Annotated in this window: 22 protein-coding genes, 1 tRNA gene and 2 pseudogenes; 15 read left to right on the forward strand and 10 right to left on the reverse strand. The window is 66.2% G+C overall.

Going from position 1 to position 23,124, the window contains the following annotated elements; genetic code table 11:
* Positions 1-406: 406 nt before the first annotated feature.
* The 4 genes from GJ629_RS03565 to GJ629_RS03580 all read left to right on the forward strand — a co-directional run bounded on the left by GJ629_RS03565 (position 407) and on the right by GJ629_RS03580 (position 2,669).
* Positions 407-760, forward strand: a complete 354-nt coding sequence (locus GJ629_RS03565; protein WP_157511790.1) for a DNA-binding protein — start codon at positions 407-409, stop codon at positions 758-760.
* The gene (locus GJ629_RS03570) at positions 761-1,351 is read left to right on the forward strand and encodes an alpha hydrolase (RefSeq protein WP_157511791.1); all 591 of its coding nucleotides are present in this window, start codon (positions 761-763) and stop codon (positions 1,349-1,351) included.
* A gap of 115 nt (positions 1,352-1,466) precedes the next feature.
* Entirely contained in the window at positions 1,467-2,156 is a 690-nt protein-coding gene (locus tag GJ629_RS03575; RefSeq protein ID WP_157511792.1) for a V-type ATP synthase subunit D, read from the forward strand.
* A 120-nt stretch (positions 2,157-2,276) separates the two neighbouring features.
* Positions 2,277-2,669 carry a DUF6276 family protein gene (locus tag GJ629_RS03580; RefSeq protein ID WP_157511793.1) on the forward strand — a complete coding sequence of 131 codons (393 nt, stop codon included), beginning with the start codon at positions 2,277-2,279 and terminating at the stop codon, positions 2,667-2,669.
* A 241-nt stretch (positions 2,670-2,910) separates the two neighbouring features.
* Here GJ629_RS03580 and prf1 read toward each other — a convergent pair.
* Positions 2,911-4,169 (reverse strand): annotated as a pseudogene (prf1, locus tag GJ629_RS03585) (peptide chain release factor aRF-1).
* Positions 4,170-4,355: 186 nt separating this feature from the next.
* On the opposite strand from prf1, the gene GJ629_RS03590 reads away from it, so the two are divergent.
* Complete coding sequence (locus GJ629_RS03590) at positions 4,356-5,168, forward strand: AAA family ATPase (RefSeq protein WP_157511794.1); 813 nt, start codon at positions 4,356-4,358, stop codon at positions 5,166-5,168.
* Here the strand turns inward: GJ629_RS03590 and argS are convergent, their stop codons facing one another.
* Entirely contained in the window at positions 5,169-6,911 is a 1,743-nt protein-coding gene (gene argS / locus GJ629_RS03595; protein ID WP_157511795.1) for an arginine--tRNA ligase, read from the reverse strand.
* 98 nt (positions 6,912-7,009) lie between these two features.
* On the opposite strand from argS, the gene twy1 reads away from it, so the two are divergent.
* The 3 genes from twy1 to ribB all read left to right on the forward strand — a co-directional run bounded on the left by twy1 (position 7,010) and on the right by ribB (position 9,420).
* Complete coding sequence (gene twy1, locus GJ629_RS03600) at positions 7,010-7,984, forward strand: 4-demethylwyosine synthase TYW1 (RefSeq protein WP_157511796.1); 975 nt, start codon at positions 7,010-7,012, stop codon at positions 7,982-7,984.
* An 80-nt stretch (positions 7,985-8,064) separates the two neighbouring features.
* A complete protein-coding gene (locus GJ629_RS03605) occupies positions 8,065-8,760 on the forward strand; it encodes a DUF120 domain-containing protein (RefSeq protein ID WP_157511797.1) in 696 nt (231 codons plus the stop codon).
* Between the two features lie 63 nt (positions 8,761-8,823).
* The gene (ribB, locus tag GJ629_RS03610) at positions 8,824-9,420 is read left to right on the forward strand and encodes a 3,4-dihydroxy-2-butanone-4-phosphate synthase (protein ID WP_370515772.1); all 597 of its coding nucleotides are present in this window, start codon (positions 8,824-8,826) and stop codon (positions 9,418-9,420) included.
* Here the strand turns inward: ribB and GJ629_RS03615 are convergent.
* A complete protein-coding gene (locus tag GJ629_RS03615) occupies positions 9,417-10,217 on the reverse strand; it encodes a DUF2249 domain-containing protein (protein WP_157511798.1) in 801 nt (266 codons plus the stop codon). The genes ribB and GJ629_RS03615 overlap by 4 nt on opposite strands.
* Before the next feature lie 181 nt (positions 10,218-10,398).
* Between GJ629_RS03615 and GJ629_RS03620 the strand changes: the two genes are divergently transcribed.
* Genes GJ629_RS03620 through GJ629_RS03630 form a run of 3 tightly spaced genes read left to right on the forward strand, consistent with a single transcriptional unit; the run spans position 10,399 to position 12,810 of the window.
* Positions 10,399-11,331 (forward strand): branched-chain amino acid transaminase, encoded by a 933-nt coding sequence (locus GJ629_RS03620; RefSeq protein ID WP_197428411.1) that lies wholly within the window; start codon positions 10,399-10,401, stop codon positions 11,329-11,331.
* 50 nt (positions 11,332-11,381) lie between these two features.
* Positions 11,382-12,098 (forward strand): hypothetical protein, encoded by a 717-nt coding sequence (locus GJ629_RS03625; RefSeq protein WP_157511799.1) that lies wholly within the window; start codon positions 11,382-11,384, stop codon positions 12,096-12,098.
* Positions 12,099-12,153: 55 nt separating this feature from the next.
* The gene (locus GJ629_RS03630; RefSeq protein WP_157511800.1) at positions 12,154-12,810 is read left to right on the forward strand and encodes a DUF502 domain-containing protein; all 657 of its coding nucleotides are present in this window, start codon (positions 12,154-12,156) and stop codon (positions 12,808-12,810) included.
* Between the two features lie 227 nt (positions 12,811-13,037).
* Here the strand turns inward: GJ629_RS03630 and GJ629_RS03635 are convergent.
* A tRNA-Lys gene (locus GJ629_RS03635) sits at positions 13,038-13,111 on the reverse strand.
* A gap of 118 nt (positions 13,112-13,229) precedes the next feature.
* Between GJ629_RS03635 and GJ629_RS03640 the strand changes: the two are divergent.
* Positions 13,230-14,694: pseudogene (locus GJ629_RS03640) on the forward strand (DHH family phosphoesterase).
* Here the strand turns inward: GJ629_RS03640 and GJ629_RS03645 are convergent.
* Entirely contained in the window at positions 14,691-15,014 is a 324-nt protein-coding gene (locus GJ629_RS03645) for a PRC-barrel domain-containing protein (protein ID WP_157511801.1), read from the reverse strand. The pseudogene GJ629_RS03640 and the gene GJ629_RS03645 overlap by 4 nt on opposite strands.
* A gap of 125 nt (positions 15,015-15,139) precedes the next feature.
* Here GJ629_RS03645 and GJ629_RS03650 point away from each other — a divergent pair, with 125 nt between their 5' ends.
* Entirely contained in the window at positions 15,140-15,895 is a 756-nt protein-coding gene (locus GJ629_RS03650; protein WP_157511802.1) for a hypothetical protein, read from the forward strand.
* Positions 15,896-15,908: 13 nt separating this feature from the next.
* Here GJ629_RS03650 and GJ629_RS03655 read toward each other — a convergent pair whose 3' ends face one another.
* On the reverse strand, positions 15,909-16,724 hold the full coding sequence (locus GJ629_RS03655) for a hypothetical protein (RefSeq protein ID WP_157511803.1): 816 nt from the start codon (positions 16,722-16,724) through the stop codon (positions 15,909-15,911).
* Positions 16,724-17,209 carry a hypothetical protein gene (locus tag GJ629_RS03660; RefSeq protein ID WP_157511804.1) on the reverse strand — a complete coding sequence of 162 codons (486 nt, stop codon included), beginning with the start codon at positions 17,207-17,209 and terminating at the stop codon, positions 16,724-16,726. The genes GJ629_RS03655 and GJ629_RS03660 overlap by 1 nt, the downstream gene beginning before the upstream one ends.
* Before the next feature lie 112 nt (positions 17,210-17,321).
* Here GJ629_RS03660 and GJ629_RS03665 point away from each other — a divergent pair, with 112 nt between their 5' ends.
* Complete coding sequence (locus tag GJ629_RS03665) at positions 17,322-18,074, forward strand: MBL fold metallo-hydrolase (protein ID WP_157511805.1); 753 nt, start codon at positions 17,322-17,324, stop codon at positions 18,072-18,074.
* Here GJ629_RS03665 and GJ629_RS03670 read toward each other — a convergent pair whose 3' ends face one another.
* A complete protein-coding gene (locus GJ629_RS03670) occupies positions 18,075-19,232 on the reverse strand; it encodes a GAF domain-containing sensor histidine kinase (RefSeq protein ID WP_157511806.1) in 1,158 nt (385 codons plus the stop codon). It abuts the gene before it with no gap.
* A 79-nt stretch (positions 19,233-19,311) separates the two neighbouring features.
* The gene (locus tag GJ629_RS03675; protein ID WP_157511807.1) at positions 19,312-20,379 is read right to left on the reverse strand and encodes an mRNA surveillance protein pelota; all 1,068 of its coding nucleotides are present in this window, start codon (positions 20,377-20,379) and stop codon (positions 19,312-19,314) included.
* Positions 20,380-20,478: 99 nt separating this feature from the next.
* Between GJ629_RS03675 and GJ629_RS03680 the strand changes: the two genes are divergently transcribed.
* On the forward strand, positions 20,479-20,889 hold the full coding sequence (locus tag GJ629_RS03680) for a universal stress protein (RefSeq protein ID WP_157511808.1): 411 nt from the start codon (positions 20,479-20,481) through the stop codon (positions 20,887-20,889).
* On the opposite strand, the gene rqcH is transcribed toward GJ629_RS03680, so the two are convergent.
* Positions 20,890-23,010, reverse strand: a complete 2,121-nt coding sequence (gene rqcH / locus GJ629_RS03685; RefSeq protein ID WP_157511809.1) for a ribosome rescue protein RqcH — start codon at positions 23,008-23,010, stop codon at positions 20,890-20,892. It abuts the gene before it with no gap.
* Positions 23,011-23,124: the final 114 nt, after the last annotated feature.

A 23,124-nucleotide genomic window follows, 5' to 3' on the forward strand; every position in this document is an offset into this window, starting at 1 on the left:
GCCAGCACCGCAACAGCACTGCACAGCTTCACAGCGCTGCGACAGCACTACAGCACCGCCACAGCAGGCCTGCCCTTCCCCCGAGCTGGCGATGAACGCCAGCGTGGCCACTGCTGTCAGGACGCCCGGGCGCGCCGATATGGCGCGCCCCGGGGAGGAGTGAGGGGAGTCGTCGCGGCCCACACCGGGCCGCGACTACAGGAAAGCGCTGGCGTTGCCCACAGACCCCGCCGGCATCCGCCGGCGGTGGTCGTGCGGACCTGGCGGAAATGAAAAGGGCGAGAACGGCCTGCCAAGGCCGTTCGAGGGCTTTCGTGTGAAAAGAAAAGGGCGAGGCGGACCCGCCAGGGTCCGCTGAGGGCTTTCAGAAAAAAGGTTTTCACGGGTCGACCACGTATCTACGCGTATGAGTGGCGAACCCTCAGACGAAGAACTCGAGAAGCTCCGGCAGAAGAAGATGGAACAGATGCAGGAGCAGCAGGGCGGCGGCGACGCCCGGGAGGCACAGGAGGCTCGCCAGCAACAGGCCGAGGCCCAGAAGGAGGCGATGCTGAAACAGCACCTCACCGACGGCGCCCGAAAGCGGCTCAACACCGTGAAGATGTCAAAGCCCGAGGTGGCCGAGAAGGTCGAACAGCAGGTTGTGGCCATCGCACAGAGCGGCCGTCTCGGCGACCAGCGAATCGACGAGGACCAGATGAAAGAGCTCCTCAAGGAACTGACGCCGGACTCGAAGAGCTTCAACATCCGGCGGCGGTAGATGGAGGTCGCGGTCGCGTTCAGCGGCGGGAAAGACTCCGGCCTCACAGCGCTGCTTCTGGAACCGTTCTACGACGTGACGCTCGTCTGCGCGACGGCCGGCGTCACCGACGCCGCCGACGACGCCCGTGAGGCGGCCGACGCCCTCGGGTTGCCGTTCGAGGCGGCCGAACTCGACGAGGGTGTCTTCCGCGACGCCGCCGACCGGATGGTCGAAGACGGGTTTCCGCGCCACGGTATCCAGACCGTCCACGACCACGCGCTGGAGGTCATCGCGGGGCTTGACTACGACGCCGTCGCCGACGGAACCCGGCGGGACGACCGGGTGCCGACGGTGTCCCGCGCCAGCGCCCAGAGCCTCGAAGACCGCCACGGCGTCGACTACCTCGCGCCGCTGACGGGGTTCGGCCGCGGGGCGGTCGACCGACTCGTCGAGTCGTCACTCGACGTCGAGTCCGGGCCAAGCGAGTCCATCCCGAAAGGCGACTACGAGACCGAACTGCGAGCGATCATCGCCGCGGAGTACGGCGCGGACGCGGTGGCCGAGGTGTTCCCCGAACACACCCAAACGCGAGTGCGCGGGCGACGGTGAGGGACTGCCACACCAGTCGTCTCTTGTGTTGTCCCGTCGGACTCCCGACCACACGGCCCGGGTGGGTCCGGCCGAGTGAGAAGGTCTAAGTCGCCGTGGCCGGAAGTGGCTGGTAATGGCCAACGACGTCAAGCCGACCCGGAAGAACCTCATGGCGATAGAGGACCGGATCGACCTCTCCGAGCGGGGCCACAACACGCTCGAAAAGAAGCGTGACGGCCTCATTATGGAGTTTATGGACATCCTGGATCAGGCACAGGACGTCCGCTCGGAACTGGACACCCGCTACGACGAAGCCCAACGCCGGATCAATATGGCGCGGGCGATGGAGGGTGACGTGGCGGTCCGCGGCGCGGCGGCCGCGCTGAAAGAGCACCCCGAGATCACGACCCAGTCGAAAAACATTATGGGCGTGGTCGTCCCGCAGATCGAATCCTCGAAGGTCCGCAAGACGCTCGGCGAGCGTGGATACGGCGTGCTGGGCACCAGCGCCCGCATTGACGAGGTCGCCGAAGCCTACGAGGAACTGCTCGAACAGATCATTCTCGCCGCCGAAGTCGAGACGGCGATGAAGGAACTGATCGACGAGATAGAGACGACCAAACGCCGAGTCAACGCGCTTGAGTTTACCCTGCTCCCGACGCTGCACGACAACAAGGAGTACATCGAGCAGAAACTCGAAGAGCAGGAGCGCGAGGAGATTTTCCGGATGAAGAAGATCAAAGACAAGAAAGAGGCCGAGGAGAAGGCCCAACGCGAGGCGGCAGCGCGCGAGGAAGAGGACCCGGTCCCTGCGGACGACTGATAGTGTTTATTGTAGGTCATTTCGGTATCGATCGCCCGACATCGGGCGGTCGAACCGGGAAACAGCTACAATAAACACTATGACGCCGTTCTTTTTGGGTCTGGCCCCTGTGTTCGCTGTATGGAGTGTTCCGAGTGTGACGGCGTCGCCGTCGCCTACCCCGTCCCCGACCAGTACCGCTCGCTACTGCCCGAGGCGACGCCCGGAGCAGCGACGTGTACGCGGTGTCTCGCCATCCAGCCGGTGACCGACCCGCCGGACGATCACCCCGACTACCAGCGTATCAGCGAGGCCTTCCCAAGTGATCCCGACGCGGCCGTGCCGATGGCGATAGCGCTCGGTCTGTTGTCGTCGCTGGCGCTGAACCGACAGGCCATCACGGACCTGCTCGCGGCGGTCGAACGCGCCGGCAGCGACCCGATGCTCGTCGTCTCACGCCTCGTCGATGACACGACCGTCGACCCGCACGTCGACCTCGTCGGCCGGCGGCGACAACTGGAACAGCTTCGGTGATACCAACTCAGTTAGGCACATCATCTATATGTATCCCGCCCGTTTTTTGAAATGCGGAGAGCCACTCCGCCGTGTCTGTAAGGCACATGGGTCCTACCGTGTGTTCGAAGACAGGACCGACCGATCGGATTCGTACTGACCCCACCACCCACCCACCACCTGCTTCCGGTCGGTCAGTCCGTCAGTTCTCGACGCCCGAACGGGCGTCACTCCTGCTTTCGTGCGTGAGAACGAGTTCCGATCAGACGCCGGTCGAGTACCGGAGGATACCGGCGATGCCGCCGAAGGCCGTCAGCAACTGCTCGCCCTTCTCGAAGTCCGTCGAGATGAACACCGTCTCGGTTCCGCGCTGGTCGGCCAACTCCATCAGGTGGTCGATAGCGTCCTCGCGTTCGGCGTCCTCGGCGGGCACCTCCTCGCCGCAGGTCGAACAGACGTGGGACTCAGTCTCCGCGTTCCGGCCGAGAAGTTCGTAGTCGTCGTGGCCGTTGGGACATTCGTAGGCGACGGCGTCTTTCCGCAGGTCCTCGCTGATGAGGAGCTGCTCGACGGCGCCCATATTGAGGTTCTGGCGGGTCTGTTTGAAGCCGTAGGTGGCCTTGTTACCGTCGTGGAGTTCGCCGAAGAACTCCTCCATAACCTCCTTGTCCTGGAGGACCTCGTACTGGTCGAGGACCTCCTGTGCGGCGTCGACGAGGTCGTACAGGCCCGACTCGTCGGTGTAGGAGACGTCGAACTTTCCGAGGACCGCGTCCTGCAGTTCGTGGTGGAGGTAGTCGCCGTCGAGGAACTCGTCTTTGGTCGGGGAGGGGCCGCCGACGAGAATCCCGTCGAGTTCGTGTCGCCGGTCGACGAAGAGGTCGTTGGCCATCCCGGCGACCTCCTGATAGAAGTTGTCGATGGCCTCCAGTCGGAGGCGGGCGAACCGCTGTGCGGACTGGCCCCCTTTGCGCTGTTTCCCCGGGACCAGCGAGGAGGCGGACTTGACGGGTTCGACGCGCTTGCCCTTGAGCCACCCGACGTTGGCCTCCCGCCGGTCGAGGACGACCAGACCGAACAGCCCCTTGTCGGTGAGCATATGCTCCAGCGGTTCGGTCAGAAACTCCGCGTCGCAGTGATACCGGAAGGACTCGATGGGCTCGGGAGGGCTCTCCAGCGTGCGTGTGATCATATCCGTCTGGCCGCCGCCGGCGTCGACGCGCCCGAGAACAGGACGACGCCGTTCTCGGGCGGGTAGGTGTCGAAGTACCGGAGGCGGTCTTTGATCGACTTGAGGGCGTCCTGGACGTTCGTCCGCGTCTGTTTGGATTTGATGTTGGACGCCTCGCTGTGCTCCTGTGTGACGTGGGCGACCACGTCGCTGATCTGCTTGTCTTCGGGGATGTAGATAGTGACGAGTTGGGTACCGGAGCCGCGGTACTCCTTGAGTTCCTCGATCACCTTCTGGAACTCGTATTTCTGTCTGTCCTCGAACTCGTCCCCCGAGGTGTCCGACGCCATTCTTACTGGGACCACGATACCGAGACGGTTAAGATATAGGATACGCTGGGACCAGGTGACGAACACCGGCCCGCGAGCCGTTTCCTATCGGATTACTATCACAACCTGAGCGATCCTGAATAGTAAATCCGTTGAAAGACGGACGGGTTTATGTGGGAGCCCCCTCTGTACTCATACAGTGAATCAATGACGGGTCACGTCTTCACTATCGCTGGCGGGAAAGGCGGCGTCGGGAAGACGACGACTGCCGTCAACGTCGGTGTCGCGCTACAGGATGCCGGCTACGACGTGGTCATCGTCGACGCCGACCTCGGGATGGCGAACCTCGCGGCTATGCTCGGCGTGGAGTACGACACGAGCCTCCACGAGGTGCTGGCCGAGCGAGCGGCCATCAGCGATACGCTGACCGAGGGTCCGGGCGACGTGACACTCGTCCCCGGGGAACAGAGCCTCGAAGCGTTCGCCGACGCGGACCCGGCGAAACTCCGGAAGGTCATCAAGACGCTGTCGAACGCCTACGACGTGGTGCTCATCGACACTGGTGCCGGCCTGAGCCACGAGGCGACGGTCCCGCTGGGACTGGCCGACAGCGTCCTCCTGGTGACCACGCCCGACAGCGTCGCTATCGGCGACGCCTCCAAGACCGCGCAGCTATCCAAGCGCGTCGACGGCGAAGTTGTCGGCTCCATTCTCACCCGCGCGGAGGGCCCCGGCGACATCAGTTCGGTCACCGATGCGCTCGACCACCCGTTGCTCGCCGTCATCCCCGAGGACACCGAGGCGACGACGGACGAACCGCTGGTGTTGAACTTCCCCGACAGCCCCGCGGCGGAGGCCTACCGCCGCCTCGGAACCGCTATCGAGCGGATTCTGGACGGCGAAGCGGTCGACCGAATCGTCGACGAGGAGACCGAGTGGTTCCCCTCGGGCGAGGACACCGACGACACTGATGATGACGAAGACGACGAGGGCGGCGGCGTCCTCGGCCTGTTCGGCTGATCACATCGAGGTCGGCGCGTCGACCCCGATGGCGTCGAGCGCGTTTGCGACCGTCGTCCGCGCTGCCCCGACCAGCGCGACCCGCGCGGCTCTCGTCTCCTTGTCGGCGTCCAACACCGGACACTCCCGGTAGAAACTGTTGAACGTCTCCGCCAGCGACCGCGTGTACGTGGCCACGACGTGTGGCCGGTGGTCTTCTGCGGCCTCCTCGATGACCGCCGGGAAGCGAGCAATCTCTCTGAGCAACGCCGCCGCCTCGGACGCTTCCAGCGCGCTCGGGTCGACGGCGTCGGTATCGACGTCACCGGCATCGTCGAGGATGCCACAACAGCGGGCGTGGACGTACTGGACGTACGGCGCGGACTGGGCCTCGAAGTCAAGTGCCCGCTCCCACTCGAAGGTGATGCCCTTCGTGGGCTGTTTCGAGACGATGTCGTAGCGGACGGCGCCGATACCGACCTGCCGGGCGATCCGATCTAAGTCGTCCTCGTCGAGGTCGTCGTCCCGCAGGCGGTCCGCCATCCGGTCTTCGACTTCCGCGCGGGCGCGGTCGATGGCTTCGTCCAGCAGGTCGTCGAGGTCGACGCCGGTCCCCTCGCGGGTGCTCATCCCGCCCTCGGGGAGGTTGACCCACGAGTAGAACACCTGTTCTAGCTGGTCGGTGTCGTGGCCCAGCAACTCAAGCGTACTCGATAGCTGGTCGGCCTGTAGCTTGTGGTCCTCGCCGAGGACCGTCACCGCGCGGTCGAAGTGCTCGAACTTCCACTCGTGGTGGGCGAGGTCACGCGTCGTGTACAGCGAGGTGCCGTCGGCCCGTAGGAAGACGAGGTTCTTCTCGAAATCCGGCAGGTCCAGTTGCCACGCATCCTCCTCGTAGACCGCACAGTCCAGTTCCTTGAGCCGCTGGACCACGTCGTCGGTCGAGCCGTCCCGCATAAACTGGGTCTCCTTGACGAACTCGTCGAACTCGGCCGGGAGACGGCCGATGGTCTCTGTCATCCCCGACAGCACCGTGTCGACGACTTCGGCGACCCGTTCGTAGGTCTCCTCGTCGCCGTCTTCCAGCCCTTGCAGGATGGCCGCTATCTCCGCTTCGGCGGCCTCGACGGCGTCGTCGTCGGCGGATTCGAGGTAGTCGTTGCCCTTGCGGTAGTACCGGACCATCTCGTACTCCGGGGAGTCCCGGTCCGGGTCCGGGAGGTCGCTCTCGTCGAACGTCTCGTAGGCCCACGTGAACACCGCTATCTGTCGGCCGGCGTCGTTGACGTAGTAGTGGCGCTCGACGTCGTAGCCGGCGTACTCCAGCACGCGGGCGAGGGCGTCGCCGACGATTGGGTTGCGTGCGCGCCCGACGTGGACCGGTCCGGTCGGGTTCGCGGAGGTGTGTTCGAGGACGACGCTGGTGTCTCGGTCCGGGAGGTGGCCGTAGTCGTCGGCCTGTGCGGTTTCGAGGGTGTCCGCGAGGTACTGTTCGCTGGGGAGGAAGTTGACGTAGGGCCCCTGCCCGACGGCGGCGTCGATGTAGTCGTAGGGCTCGGCGTCTATCTCGGCGGCGATGTCGGCGGCCACTTTCGGCGGCGGAGCGCCGACCTCTTCGGCCAGACGGAAGGCGACGCTGGAGGCGAGGACGGCGTCGACGCCGTCCGGTGGTTGTTCGATACCGAGGTCGTCGGTCGGGAGGGAAAGCGCCGTCAGGGCCTCGGCCACGGCGTCTTCGACCTCCGCGCGAAGGGAGAGGAACATACCCAGTCGTTTTCCAGCGGCCGGTATAGGGGTAACGGGTTCGGCCGACGGCCACAGAGGGAAGAACGTTTAGGCTCCGGGCCACGACTGTACAGCCAATGAGCGAGTCGGACGGGCCCAAGCAGGTCGACGACCCCGACTACCACAGTGTCAACCACACTGCCGTCCAGACCTGCGGGTGGACCGACAACGCCCTACAGGGCGAGGGGAAGTGCTACAAGTACGCCTTCTACGGCATCGAGTCCCACCGCTGTATCCAGATGACGCCCGTCGTCAAGTGCAACGAGCGCTGTGTCTTCTGCTGGCGCGACCACGCCGGTCACGCCTACGAACTGGGCGACGTCGAGTGGGACGACCCCGAGGCCGTCGTCGACGCCTCCATCGACCTCCAGCGGAAACTCCTCTCGGGGTACGGCGGCAACGACAACGTGCCCGAGGACGTCCTCGAACAGGCGATGGAACCCCGGCACGTCGCCATCTCGCTGGACGGCGAACCGACGCTTTACCCCTACCTCCCCGAGTTGATCGAGGCCTTCCACGACCGGGACATCACGACGTTCCTCGTCTCCAACGGGACCAACCCCGAGATGCTGGAGCGCTGTGACCCGACGCAACTGTACGTCTCCGTCGACGCCGCCGACCGGAAGACGTTCGACGAGACGGTCAAAGGCGTCGAGGACGGCCTCTGGGACAGTTTGATCGAGACGCTGGATGTCCTCGCCGAGAAAGACGACACCCGGACGGTGATCCGGACGACGCTCGTGGGCGACCACAACATGCACCACCCCGAGTGGTACGCCGCGATGTGTGACCGCGCGGACGCGGACTTCGTGGAACTGAAGGCGTACATGCACGTCGGCCACTCCCGGGGCCGCCTCGACCGGTCGTCGATGCCCGACCACGAGGACGTCCTCGCCTTCGCCGAGTCGATGCGGGAGTACCTCCCCCACGACCACGTCAAGGACATTCCCGATTCCCGCGTGGCGATGCTCTCGGAAGGCCCGGACACGTGGGTCCCGAAACTCGACAAGGGCAGCGAGTTCTGGACCGAGGACCCCCTCGCCGACGTCTGACCCTCACGGTTTTGCATAACGATTTCGTGACGCGTACAATTCCCGGTACGCTTATCAGGACCGAGAACCCAGCAGGAAGTATGGAACTCGCGGGACGGACAGTGGGCGCGGACGAGTTGACGACGCTGAAGGTTCTCGCGCTCGCCGGAGCGCTGGACGGTGATTCGAAGGTGTCCTGTTCGGGGCTGGCGGGGAAACTCGACGCCTCGACGCAGACGGCCTCACGCCGCCTCCAGCACTTAGAGGAGGCGGGTCTGATCGAACGCGAGATAGTCAGCGACGGCCAGTGGGTCTCGCTCACGGCGGAGGGCGAGTCACAGCTCCAGCGGGAGTACGCCCAGTACCAGCGCATCTTCGAGGACCGCGTCGGCGTCACGCTGACGGGCGTGGTCACCAGCGGGATGAGCGAGGGCGGCCACTACATCACGCTCCCGGGATACATGCGCCAGTTCACAGAGCTGCTGGGCTACGAGCCGTTCGCCGGGACGCTCAACGTCGACTTAGACCCCGACAGCATCCGGGCCCGCGCTCGGATGGACGCCGTCGAACCCATCACCATCGAGGGGTGGGAAGACGACGAGCGGTCCTACGGCCCCGCCTTCTGTTACCCCGCGACGCTGGAAGCGGGCGAACAGCGCTACGACGGCGCACACGTCATCGCGCCCGAGCGGACCCACCACGGTGACGACCACCTCGAGATCATCGCCCCCGAGAAACTCCGCGACCGATTCGACCTCGACGACGACGACCCAATCACCATCCATGTCCACGAGTGACGAGACGCGACGACGACCGCGAGTATCGACAGCGCCATCGCCGCGTTCCGGGAGGGCCGGCCGGTGTTGATCCACGACGCCGCCGACCGCGAGGGCGAGACGGACCTCGTCTACCCGGCCGGGGCCGTCACGCCCGCGGCCGTCGCCCGGATGCGCAACGACGCCGGCGGCCTCGTCTGCGTCGCGCTGAGCCACGACGTGGCCGACGCGCTGGAGTTGCCGTTCGTCCAGGAGACGCTCGACCATCCCCTCGGTGCCGACCACGAACTCGGCTACGACGAGCGGTCGTCGTTCTCGCTGACGGTCAACCACCGCGACACCTACACCGGCATCACCGACGAGGACCGCGCGCTAACCATCTCCGAATTGGCCGGCGTGGCCGCCGACCCGGACGTCGAGGCGTTCGCCGAGCAGTTCCGCGCGCCGGGTCACGTCCACCTGCTCCGGGCCGCGCCGAATCTGCTGGCCGACCGGGAGGGCCACACCGAACTCGGTATCGCGCTGGCCCACGCGGCCGACCTCCCGCCGGCGGTCGTCGTCTGTGAGATGCTGGACGACGAGACGGGCCGCGAGCGGACGCCAGCGGCCGCCCGCGCCTACGCCGAGGAACACGGGCTGGTCTACGTCGAGGGCAGCGAAATCGTCGAGCAATTAGGTTAGAAGGGCGCGTCGCCGGCCGGACTCGCGTCTCCCGCTTTGCCGATCAGGACGCGGAACTCGCCGGGCTCCTGTTTCCGGTACTCCCAGACGAACCCCGGGCCGGCCTCGGCGTCGAACTGGTGGTACAGCGGCTTCGGGTCGTGGTCGTTGACCAGCACGAACGCCTCGCCGCCGTCGAGGTCGGCGTAGGTGTCGAATATCACTTCGTGGCGCTGTGCGGGCGGTAGCTCACGGACATCGAGCGTCTCGGTCACCGAGAGGCCGTCGCTCGACCCCGCGGCGACGTCGTCGGAGTCGGTCGGGTCGCCGCCCGAGGCGGCCGCCTCTTTCCTGACCCTGACTCGGACGGTCCCGGTGTCTCGCTCGACGACCTCCCACGCGAAGGCGTCGCCGTACTGCTGATCGAACTCGTGTTCGAGCGGGCGCGGTTCGTGGGGAGCCACGAGGGCCATCGACTCCCCTACGTCGAGGCCGGCGTAGGTGTCGTGGACCTGCGGGTGGCGGTCGGGTTTCGGAATCTCGCGCACGTCCACGGTGGTCTGTACGTCGGCGTCGCCGTCGTCCGCCGACTGGATGTCGACGTGGAACTCCTCGGCACTCTCCTCGGTCGTCTCGTGGTCGAATCCGCGTTCGTCGAGGACGTCGTACAGCGGTTCCGGTTCGAAGCTGTTGATCAACCGGAGCGTTTCGTCGTCGCCGAGGTCCTCTAGAGCGGCCATTATCTCGCCGAACGGTTCGCCGTCTATCTCCCGGGCGTCGAGGGTGGCGTCGACGTCGTCTGCGGTACGCTGGACCATAGAGTCATCTGGGCGGTCCGCGTCGTTGGGGGTTCCCCCGAAGGTGTTCGGGTGGGCCGTCGCCGAGAGCGTGCCTGACGCTCACACGCTCCGGGAGACCGTGAACGTTCTTAACGGTGGCAATCTTTAGGGCGGGTATGCACGACGAAAGCGCAGTCACGTCGAGCGCAGGGGGCGACCGATGAGCGACCGGCCCGAGATGTTCGAGGGCGTCGAGGAGATATGGCTGGACGGCGAGTTCGTCGACTTCGAGGACGCGCAGGTCCACCTCCTGACACACGCACTCCACTACGGGACGGGAGTCTTCGAGGGCGTCCGGTGTTACGACACCGACAACGGCCCGGCCATCTTCCGCTGGGAGGAACACCTCGAACGCCTGTTCGACTCCGCGAAGGTGTACGACATCGACATCCCCTTCTCCCGCGAGGAGTTGACCGAGGCGACCGTCGAGTTGATCGACCGCGAGGGACTGGCGTCCTGTTACATCCGGCCGATAGCCTTCTACGGATACGGACCGCTCGGCCTGAACCCCTCCGAGTCCCCCGTTCAGGTCGGCCTCGCGGCCTGGCCGTGGGGCGCGTACCTCGGCGAGGATGCCCTCGAAAACGGCGTCGACGTCGCCATCTCCTCGTGGCGCAAGTACTCCTCCAGCCAGATTCCGACCAACGCCAAGACGACGGGGACGTACGTCAACAGCGTCCTCGCCAGCCTCGAAGCCACGGGCAACGGCTACACCGAGGCCATCGTTCTCAACAAGGAGGGCAACGTCGCCGAGGGCCCCGGCGAAAACCTCTTTCTCGTCCGGGACGGCGAGATATTCACGACTGGACTGGCCGAGTCCATCCTCGACGGCATCACCCGCCAGAGCGTGATCACCATCGCCGAGGAGACGGGCTACACCGTCCACGACGACGCGACCATCTCCCGGGGCGAGTTGTACACTGCCGACGAGTTGTTCTTCACGGGCACCGCCGCCGAGGTCACGCCCATCCGCAGCGTCGACGACAACCAGATCGGTCAGGGGACCAAAGGCCCCGTCACCGACGAGATCCAGACCGCCTTCTTCGACCTCATCGAGACCGGCGACCGCGAGGAGTGGTTCCGCTACGTCTGACCGGGCGCGTTCCGGAGCCCATTTGAACGGGCCGGCGCTACCACCGGTCGATGAGCACACGACCGACGGGACCGGCGAGTCCGGCGACGGCGCTGAAAGCCTACGGCAAGATCCTGTTCAGCGAAATCGTCTCCGTCGTCGCCCTGAGCGTCCTGTTCGTGTTCGCGCTGTTCCCGGTGGTTACCATCGGGGCCGCCCTCGTCTCCCTGATCGACACCTTCTACTCCTCGGTCGCCTACACCGGGACCGGCGGCGGCCTCCCCCGGCAAACCTCCAGTCGCGCCTCGAACTTCGTCGCCTCCATCTGGGACTACCTCCGGGTCGGTCTGGCCTTCGGCGTCGTCTTCGTCGTCATCGTCACCGGCATCCTCACGTACTTCTTCGCGGCCCTCGCGGGGAGTTCGACGGTCGTCCTGTTAGTCGGCGTCTTCGGCGTTTACGCCGTCGTCGCCGTCCTCGTCGTCCTCCTGCGGGCCGCGAACATCATCGTCCACGCGGAGAACGACGACGATGACGACACCGAGCGCCCCGGCTTCGTCCCCGCCGTCAGGCAGGCCTACGGGACCGTCACCGATCACATCGCCTACGAGGCGGTCCACGTCGTCGCCGCGACGGCCATCGTCCTGTTCGCCCTGCTGATCCCGTTCGGCGTCGGTGCTTTCCTGTTTCCCGGGATGATCACGCTGCTGGAAGTCGTCTTCTACGAGGAACTGGACGGCGTCGGCGCGGAGACGCTTCTGTACGCGCTTGCCGACCCCCAAGAGTGAGCACCCACCGCCGTACGACCGCCTTTTATTTCACTCGGTCGTCGAGGTACCGACGATGCCCGAAGACTCCCGATCAGTTCGCCGACGGGCACGCGACGCCGTCCTCGCGGGACTGACCGTCGTCGTCCCGGTGCTCGCGACGGTCCTCGTCGTCGGCTTTACCGTCCAGTTTCTCTCGGCGTTGCTCGACCCGCTCGTCGCCCTTGTCTCGCCCGTCGTTCCGACATCCTCGCTCGCCGTCAGACTCCTCGCCGTCGCGGTGCTCGCGGCCGTCGTGGTCGTCGTCGGCCTCGCCGTCGACACCCTCCCCGGCGGCGACGCCCGCCGGCGACAGGTCGACAGCGTCCTCGCCAGCATCCCCGTCGTCGGCACGATGTACGCGAGTTTCCTCGACGTGAGCGAGACGTTCCTCCGCGCGGACGCCGAGGACTTCCAGTCGGTGAAACTCGTCGAGATGGACGTCCCCGACCGCTACGCCATCGCCTTCCGCACCTCCGAGACGCCGCAATCGGTCACGCAAGCCTGTGACTGCCCGGAGATGATGACGCTGTTCGTCCCCAGCGCCCCCAACCCCCTCGTCGGCGGCGATGTCGTCTACGTCACGACCGACCGCGTCTACGACGTCGATATGACCGTCGAGGAAGGCCTCCGGGCCGTCCTCACCAGCGGCACCGCCGACGACTCCCGGCGGTTCGTCGAGGCCGAGGCGTGAGTGGCCGGGCTGGAGGGATTTGAACTACGCCGTCGGCTTGCTCTGCTCGCCGCCGTCTGCTTCAAATCCTTCTGGCGTATTCGCTGCTCGCGGTTTGTTCGCAGCAGAATACGGGCCGGAAGGGATTTGAACCACGCGAAACGCTCACTGCCGTTCGCGTTTCTCTACTTCAAATCCCTTCGGCATCGCACAGCAGGCGCTCACGGATTGTGAGCGCCAGAATGTAGCGGGCCGGAAGGGATTTGAACCCTCGACCGTCTGATTAAGAGTCAGACGCTCTGCCGGACTGAGCTACCGGCCCACGCACCCCTTCCTAACGGGAGGCCCGTAAAATACGTTTCCTTTCGCGGGCGGGGAGTTTCATCGGCTGGAAAGAATCTCGGTGTTATAAGAGTCTCCGTGACTTGCCTGTAGACACTATGAGTGCCGGCATCACGATGACGTCGATGTCGACGTACGCCATTCTGGGGTGTGGGAGCGTGGGCCACGCCGTCGCCGAGGAGATCGTCTCCGAAGGCAAGGACGTCCTCATTCTCGATCAGGACGAGAGCCGCGTCGAGGCCCTCCGCGATCAGGACCTCAACGCCCAGACCGCCGACATCCGCGACGGCTCTATCGGCGACCTCGTTTCCGACCGGGACGCCGTCCTCATCCTCTCCTCAGACGTCGACGCCAACAAGGCCGCCGTCGAACACCTCCGGGCCGACGACCGAGACCAGTTCATCGTCGCCCGCGCCTCCGACCCCGTCTCCGCGGACGAACTCTCGGAGTTGGGAGCCGACGTCGTCATCAACCCCTCCGCCGTGATCGCCGACTCGGCACTGCGGTCGCTGGAGACCGGCGAACTCGAACACAAGTCCAAACAGCTCTCGGAAGTGATCGAGGACACCGACCAGCGGATGGCCATCCTCATCCACCGCGGTCCGGACCCGGACTCCATCGCCAGCGCCGCCGCCCTCCGCGCCATCGCCGACCACCGTGGCGTCGACGCGATATCATCTACGAGGGCGAGATCGGACACCACGAAAATCGGGCGTTCGTCAACCTCCTCGGCCTCGAACTCACCTCCCGGTCGGAGGTCGACATCGAGGACTACGACACCGTCGCGCTGGTCGACTTCTCCAAGAGCGGGGACCCGGACGACGACGACGCCGACGACCTACCGCCGATAGACATCCTCATCGACCACTACGAACCCGAGGTCCCCATCGATGCGACGTTCTCCGACGTGCGGCCGAACGTCTCGGCCACCTCGACCATTCTCACGAAGTACGTCCAGGAGTTCGACCTCAACCTCAGCCAAGAGGTTGCAACGGCGCTTCTGTACGGCATCCGCGCCGAGACACTGGACTTCAAGCGGGACACGACACCGGCCGATCTGACAGCCGCGGCGTACCTCTACCCGTTCGCCGACCACGACACCCTCGAACAGGTCGAGTCGCCGTCGATGTCCCCCGAGACGCTCGATGTCCTCGCGGAGGCCATCCGCAACCGCGAGGTCAAAGGGAGTCATCTGGTCTCGACGCCGGGTTCATCCGTGACCGCGAGGCCCTCGCGCAGGCGGCCCAGCAACTGCTCAACCTCGAAGGGATCACGACGACGGCCGTCTTCGGTATCGTCGACGAGACGATTCACCTCTCGGCCCGGTCGAAAGACATCAGACTCAACATCGGCAACGTCTTAGACGACGCGTTCACCGACATCGGCGACGCAGGCGGGCACTCCACGGACGCCAGCGTCGAGATTCCGCTCGGTATCTTCACCGGTATCGAGTCGAGTCAGGACAACCGGGATCTGCTGTTGGAACTCACCGAAGAAGCGGTCAAACGAAAACTGTTCGAGGCGATGGGCGTCGAGAGCGGCGACAGTTCCAACGGGTCCTAGGCGCGGACTTCGCCGTCGTCCTCGGGCGTCGCGGAGTCCGTGTCCGGCTGCTGGACGCGTTCGACGATGTCGTTGACAATGACGATGTCGCCGACGGCCTGCACCCAGCGGTAGGGGACGATGATGCCGCGAGAGGCCTGTACGTCTTGATCGAACAGTTCGTAGTTGAGTTGGTGGAGGGCGATGCCGGTGACGCTCTCGGTGTCGAGATCGAGTCGCAGGTCCTCGACCTCACCGACGAAGACGCCGTTGTTCGAGTACACTTCCCGCCCGACCAGCGTCGTTATTTCCGACGGTGGAGTCTCTCTGTTGACAGCCATATGGGGGCCGTCGAAGTGTGGCACCTTAATTGTTTTCAGGTCCCACTCCCGCAGTCGGGCAGTCGCCGCCGACGACACCGATATACCCAAATTTAAATCCGAACCGGGCAGAGACAAACCTACGGATGCAACGCGACGACGGCCGCGGCGTCTCGACGGTCCTCGCAACGGTGTTGCTCGTCGCCATCGTACTCGGCGGCGTCACCGCCATCACGGCGGTCAGCACCGACGCCCTCTCCGACCAGCACGGCGCGATCACCGGTGAGACGGCCCGGGGCGACCTCGGTCACATTGCACAGGCCGTCGAGACAGTCGCCTACACCGAACGCGACCGGACTGCCTCCACCATCGCCACCCACGGGGGCGCGCTCTCGGTGGTCCAGTCGGGCCGTGCCATCGTCGAAGTCGGCTCCGACGGTAGCTACCGAACCGTCCTGAACACCTCGCTCGGCGGCGTTCGGGCCGACCGCGTCGACCACAGCGTCGTCTACCAGTCCGGCGCGGTGTTCGGCCGACACGACGGGTCGACTTCGATCACCCGCGCGCCGCCGGTGTCCGTCGTCCGGGAGAACGCCACCGCGGTCACGCTCCCGCTGTTCAGCGTCGAAGGTGACGGGACGCTTCGGAACGAGGCCGTCGTCGGCGCGACTGGACGGGCGGTATCACCCGACCGGGTCGCCGTCCCGGCCGACGAGACGGTCCGAGTGACGGTACAATCGGAGTACGCCGACGCGTGGGCGCGGTCGTTCGAGCGGGCGGTTCCCGACGCCGTCGGGACGGTCCGGGCGGATGGCGACCACGTGACCGTCCTGCTCGACAGCGACTCGGCACCGATCTATCTCCACGCGACGGTCTACGATATCACGGTCTCGAACGGCTGATACTCCTGCTCGCTCACAGCGCCCGGTCGAGGGCGACGCTGACCGTGACCGTCCGGACGAACACGCGCTCGCTCGTCACCGTCGCGCTCGCCCGGTCTACCTCGCCGTCGCCGTCAGAATCGCTCGTGTACTCCGTCGCGCCGTCCCCGTCGACGTCCCGGGGTTGCAGTCGGTCGTGCCCCTCGAAGTACGTCCCCCACGCCCGGGCGAGAGGCCCGTCGACGGTCACTGTGACCGTCCGCTCGGCCGCGGCCCCGTCGGCCGTGTCCGCGGCGCGTTCGAGCGTCTCCGCACCGGTTCGTTCGAGTACCACCGGGACATCGCTGCCGGAGACGACGCTCGGACTGCGCGACGCCTGTTCGAACACGGACAGATCGAGGACCGCTTGGGAGTCCGAGAGCCGTATGCGGGGGCGCTCGCGTAGGGTGGCCCCCTCGCCCGTCGCCGCCAGTCCGCTCCCGTAGGTCGCCCGACTCCCGCCGGCGGCGTACGTGAGCGGCCGGCCCGTCGCTTCGATACGGTCCTCGGGAGTCGATCCGTTCCCGTCGCCGACGGAGACGGTGACCGAGTAGCGGTCGCCGTAGGCGAGACGCCCGCCATCGAGTCCGAGCCACACCTCCCGCCGCGGGCCGCCGTCGACCAGCGAACCCACGCCGCTGTCCACCCGCTGGATGTCCCGCTCTGTGGTCGGTGACAGCCCGGACTCCCCGGAGTCGAGCAGCGCCGTGAGGCCGGCAGTGGTGAGTACCACCCCGCTCGTGAGGACGATGGTGAACACCAGCATATAGCCGACGAGCCCGGACACCGCCCGGTCGTCGCCGCGCGGCATCACTCGACCTCCCGGAGGGTTATCGCGTCGTCTCCGGGTTCGCGGACGACGTACAGGTCGCCCCCGAGGCGTTCGCCGCCGGCGAGGGGTGTCACCGACCGGACGAACACCCGCTGTGTCACCTCGCCCGTCGAGAGGACGAGACACGGCCAGTCACAGCCGTGTTCGCCGTCGGCGGCTCCCGAGCGGTTCACCACGGTCACGGTGTAGTGGCTGGACCCGACCGACGACGGCAGGTCGACGCGCCGACCGATCTCGCCGCTGCTGTTGCTCTCTCTGACCAGTCGGTCGACGGTCCCGATAGTTCGGGAGAGCTCCTGTCCCTCCTGTTCTAGCGTCGCTGCCGTCGCCGTGTCCTCGCGGCTCTCGAAGTACGCGTTCGCCGAGACGACCAGCCCCGAGACCAACACGCCGACGATGACGACCCCCAGCAGGTAGTCGACCACTTCCGAGACTCCGCGCCCGTCCCCCCGTTGGCCTCTCATCGGTGTGGTCTGTGCCTTTTTCTCGTATAAATCCTCGGAAAGAATCGCGGAACGAACTGAGGCTGGGCCGCGAGTCGCCACTGCTTTGACGCCGCCGACCGGGGGTACGGCTATGCAACTGCGGTTTCTCGGCACCGGCGCGGCGATGCCCTCACCGGGGCGGGCACAGAGCGGCGTCCTCCTCAGTGGCGACGGCGAGCACCTGCTGGTCGACTGTGGCAGCGGTGTCCTCGGGTCGCTGGCGGAGACCACGCCCGGCTACGAAGCGGTCGACACCGTCCTCCTCACGCACCACCATCTCGACCACGTCGCCGACCTGCTCCCCCTGCTGAAAGCCCGGTGGCTGGCCGGCGAAGAGTCGCTGCGGGTCGTCGGGCCGCCGGGGACGGAGTCGCTGGTCGAGAACCTGCTGGAGGCCCACGACTACCTCCGGGGACGGGTCGACCTGACAGTCGACGACCACGACGGGACCGTCCCCGCGCTCTCGGGGTTCGACGTCGCGGCGCGGGAGACGGTCCACTCGATGCAGTGTTTCGCCTACCGACTGGCTCGGGAAAGCGGTCCCGCCGTCGTCCTCGGAGCCGACAGCGAGGCCGACGATGGGCTGATCCGGTTCGCCGACGGCGCGGCGGTACTCGTCCACGACTGCTCGTTTCCCGACGACGTCGATGTCTCGAACCACCCGACGCCGAGCCAACTCGGGGCCGTCCTCGACGACGTCGACGCCGACATCGGCCGGGTCTATCTCACCCACTTCTACCCGCACACGGAGGGTCGCCACGAGGAGATGCTCGACAGTATCGCCGGCCACTACGACGGCGACGTGGCTATCGCCGAGGACGGACTCACCGTCAGCGTCGAGTGATCAGACGCGTTCGAGCGTGACCCGGAACTCGGCGCCGCCGTGTTCGCTGTCGCTGACCGCGACGGTCCCGCCGTAGGATTCGGTCAGCGCGCGGACGAACCCGAGACCGAGGCCGGTTCCGTCGCTGTCGGGGCCTTTCTTGCCCATCTCGAAGAGGTCCTCGCGTATCTCCTCGGGGATGCCGGTCCCGTCGTCGGCTATGCTGACGACTATCTCGTCGGGGTACTGCTCGGTCGCCGAGAGCCACACGGTGACCGGGCCGTCGTTGTGGACCGCGGCGTTGGAGACGATGTTCGTGAACACCGAGTCCAGCAGGTCCCCCCCGTAGACGCTGTAGTCGAACGCCTCGGGGTCGTACTCGACGGTCAGCGACTCGTACTGGTCATCGACGGACGAGACGACGGTCGTGAGGACCGACTGGAGCGGCCGGGGTTCGGGCTCTTCCTCGCGTTCGAGCGTCGAGACGAGTTCCCCCACGCGCTCCATAAGGTCCGCGGAGCTCTCGGCCGCGGCGGCTATCTTCTCGGCGTACTCGCGCTGTTGGCCGTTTAGGTCCCGCGATAGCGCGTCCGCGAACCCGGAGATGACCTGCAGGTCGTTGCCCAAGTCGTGCCGCAGGAGCTTGTCGTACAGTTCGATCATCTCCTTTCGCTTCTCCAGGTCGGTCCGGGCCCGTTCGAGTTGCCGGCGCGAGCGGATGTTCGAGACGGCCGTCGCGGCGTGGGCCGCGAGAATCTCCAGCGGTTCGACGTATCCGTCGCCCACGTCGTCGATACCCGTGTCCCGGATGACGAGGGCGACCACGACGTCGTCGCCGATACTGCCCGGCACGGCCAGCGTCGCCGTCACGTCCGAACCCGACCCGACGCCCGCCTCCGACCCGGTCACGACCACTCGCTTGCCCGTCTCGATTGCCTCCGCCACCGCGTCGCTCGGCGCGTCCCCCATCGACAGCGCCGGGTTCGTCGACGTGAGGATGCGCGCGTCGGTCCCCTCGACCCCGACGAACGTCGCGTAGGAGAAATCGAACAGCAGCGAGACGGCCTCGACCGTCAGCGACGCCACCTCGTCGACGGTCTCACAGCTGTTCAGCGCCTGTCCGTACCGGTTCAGATCCGCGACCTGCCGGGCGAAGTCCGACTGTTCTTCAAATGACATATAAGGTACGGCTATTACACGTACCTGTGCGTGGTGGCAAAAAACCGTTTCGGCGACCGCTCCGGGGGCGGCCCGACAGTCAGTCGATGCGGTAGCGGAGGATAGCGGCGACGCCGCCGAGATTGGACAACTGCTGGCCGGGGTCGAAGTCGCTGGAGAAGACGGTGACCTCGCCGCCTTTCTGTTCGACCGTCTCGACGAGGTGATCGATGTCGAGGTCCCACTCGCCCTCGCCCGCCCGTTCCTCCCGGAGGCGGTCGTCCAGCACGAGCAGACGCTCGATAGCACCGTAGTCGGCTGCCTTCGCCACGCCGTCGGGGCCGTAGGCGGCCTCGCCGCCGGTGGCGATGTTCTCCGTCAACTCGTCGATGAGCGACGCCTCCTCGGCGATTCGGGTCTCGCGCTGGACCTCCTCGACGGCCCCGCGCTTGAGCACCTCGTGGACGCCGCGGTCTCCTACCGCACTCGTGTCGACAGTAGTGATGCGCTCGCGCAGGTCTGGCTCGGCCTCCTCGATGTACTCCAGCGCGTCCTGTTTGGTGAACCCCGGCCCGGCGAGGATGATGGCGTCGGCGTCGAGCCGCGAGACCACGGCCGTCAGTTCCTCGAACAACTCCTCGCGGGGCTGGGCGTACTCGCCTTTGCCCGTCGGCCCGGTGATACTCGCGCGCTGTTCGGTGCCGTACTGGGCGACAGTGTGGACGTACGCCTCCCCTTCCTCGACGGTGACGATGGCGACGTCAGGTTGGTCGGTCGCCTCCTCGGCCTCTTCGATCCGTTCCAGTTGATCGGGCTTCCAGTCTTTCTCTATCTCTATCTCGTCGTGCTGTTCGACGTTGATGGTGTGGTGGAGGCCCAACTGGTCCTCGCGGGGGCAGTGCTCGATGACGCCGCCGACCCGCAGGCGGTTGGCGAACTTCGCGAACTCGACGTCCTCGACTTCGATCTCCATCCACATCGGTTCGCGCTCGCCGCCTTTGTCCCGCAGGTCGTCGTCGGCCCGCTGGATGCGCCGCGTCGTGTCGCCGGCCAGCAGGTCCCCCGGCTCGACGACGTAGGAGAGGTGCCACAGGTCGTCGAGGCTCTCGGGGACGAGCGTGATCCGTTCCCGGCCGCCCTCGACGCGGTGGCGCTCGGCGATTCGCATACCTCCGGGTCCGGCACCGTGGGCTAAGTGCCTGCTGGTTCGGGCCAGCATCCCGGGAATCGACGGCGGACATTAGTAGCTCCCGCACGCAGTACCGGTATGACCATCCTCGTCCCCATCGCCGACGGGCCGCTCCGGGAGCAGGTCCTCGACGTTGCCACCGAGATGAGTCGCCGCTACGACCGCCCGCTGTACGTCGTCCACCTCGTCGGCAACGCCAGCGCCGACGGCGACGCTCGCGCGGTCAGAAGCGCCGTCGACGACGACCTCTCGGAGAGCGACGTAGAGTACGATGTGGCCATCGAACACCTCAGTCACAGCGGCGCTCGCTCGGGAACCCGCGTCGCCCGCGAGATTCTGGACTTGGCCGCCGACGTCGGCGTCGACCACATCGTGATGGGCCACACCGAGAAGGGGTTTGTCGAGGGCGTCACGCAGGGCAGCGCCGCCAGCGCCGTCGTCGACGACGCCACGGTCCCGGTGACTATCGTCCCCGAAGCGATGGTGTGATCACTCCACCATCCGGGAGCCACCGGGCGGGAGGAACTCCTGAATCAGGTCCGGGCTGGCGACCTTTCGGACGAACGTCTCGTCGGCGAATCGCCCCTTGAACTCGCGGTACAGTCGCTTGGCGATGTCGTTCTGGGCGTACTGTCCGGGTTCGACGGCGATTGCCGTCTCCGCTCGGGGCTCGATTGCGCTCGGCGGCCCACCGATGACCGCCGTCTGCGGTTCGCACGTGATACCGACGGCCACGCCGACGGCCGTGTCCTCGTAGTAGGTCCGGTCGCCCCGGACCGCGAAGCTCCCCTTCTCCAGATACTCGCCGCTCTCGGGCGTCTTGCTCACCTGGTCGTGCTCGACCATATACACGTCCGCAGCGTACTTCCCCTCCTTCCAGACCGAGGAGTAGGAGACGGCGAACTGTGCGGCCTCCTCGCGGCTGGACTCGGGAATCGTGATGTCGTCGTCCGCGGCCTCGCTCGGCCCCGTCGCCTTCAGCACCGTCGCGGGCGCGCCGTGGGCCTGCGTGTGGAAAAAGCGGTCCCCGCGGTCGAGGTACTTCTTGACGATGTCCTCGTTCTGGTCGGCGTTGCGCCCGCCGATGACGAGGAAGCCGTCGCTGGTGTGGAACCACCGGAACTGCTCGTACCACTCCTCGGAGGAGCGGATGGGGATCGAGGGTCGCTGTAGCCAGTCGACGTCTTCGTCGTCCTCCTCGTCACCGCTGTCGCCGTCGTCCCCGTCGTCGGCTTCCCACGCCTCGCGTTCGGCCTCGACCGCTTCGAGGTCCTCGCGGGTGTTCTCGATGGCCGCCTTCGCTCCCTCCTTTTTGTCCTCGATGCGCTTGGCCTCGGTGTAGAGGCGGTCGGCGTTCTTCTCGACGCCGGCGTCCGTCTCGACGGTGACGTTTGTCCCGTCGATATCGATGGTGACGGTGCCCTCGCTCCCGTCGACGCCGACGACGGCCTCGGCGGCCGCGATGCCGCGCTCTGCGCCCTGCTCGAAGGTGGCTTCGATGTCCTCCCACGCGGTGTCCTCGGCGCGGGCGTCCCGGACCGTCGAGAGGATGTCGTCGACGAGGTCGTAGTTGGCGTACAGCAGTTCGGCCTTCTCACGTTCGGCTTCTGCCTCGGCCTCGAAATCCTCGATGGCCTGCTGTTGCTGTTGGATGATGCGCTTTTGTTTCTCTATCTCGGCCTCGAAGTCGGGCCGGTCGCGGCCGCCGGACTCCTCGCGGTCGCTGTGGTCGGCGTCGACGTTGCTGAAGTAGTCGTCCAGCGCTTCGTTGAACGTCCCGAACACCTCGCTCTCGCGGTCAGCGTACTCCTCTAAGGGGATGGGCGTCGCGTCGACGCGGACGCTTCGGTCACCGTCCTCGGCGTAGTAGACTCTCGCGTCGAGGTCGCCGGCGTCGAGGCGGCGCGACAGCGACTCCAGTTCCCGGTACAGCGCCTCGTACTCCTCGTCGGTGGTCTCCTCGATGGCTTGGTTGTAGGGGACGCCGGCCCGCGAACACAGTTCCTCGCCGTAGGTCCCGCCGAAGTTCAACTGCGTCGCGAGCGTCCGGACCACGTCGCTGTCGGACTGGCTCATCCGTTCGCGGAACGTCGGCAGGTCGACGCCGAGGGGGTCGAACCGCGCGGAGGGGTACTCGTACTGTGAGCCCGGAACGACCGTCCGGGACTTTAGGCGGACGCTCTCCAGACAGTCGACGACGCTGCCCGTCTCGTCTAAGACGGCGACGTTGCCGTCACCGAACAGTTCGGCGACGACTTTCGTGGTGCCGTCGGACCGCTCGAAGGTGAACGTCAGGATGCGGTCGAAGCCGTACTGCTCGACGTCGACGAGGTCCGCGCCCGAGAGGCGGTTGCGGAGCATCATCGCGAAGTTCGGCGGCCGCTCTGGCGCCTGCGGTACGTTGTCGGGGTCGACGGTGTGGGCGCGTTTCTGCTCGCCCACCTCGACCAGCAACTCGACGCGTCCGCGGTCGAAATCGCGCATCCGGAACCGCAGCAACTGCTCGTCGGGATAGAGATAGACCTTGTCGACCTTCGCGCCCTGGTAGGTACCGAGTTCCCCCGCCAGGGCCGCGATGTCGACGCTCGTGAGTTCCCGTTTGACGTCCATATCCCGATTTTCAGGCCCGCGCCGTTTTAGCCCGTCGGCTTCGGGTGACAGTGTTTATTGTGGCTCTGTTGAAACCCTGAGAACCTGACAGCGGTGGCGTGCTGAGTAGAGAAG

Source organism: Halapricum sp. CBA1109 (genome assembly GCF_009741825.1).
In the GTDB taxonomy this organism is placed as follows: domain Archaea; phylum Halobacteriota; class Halobacteria; order Halobacteriales; family Haloarculaceae; genus Halapricum.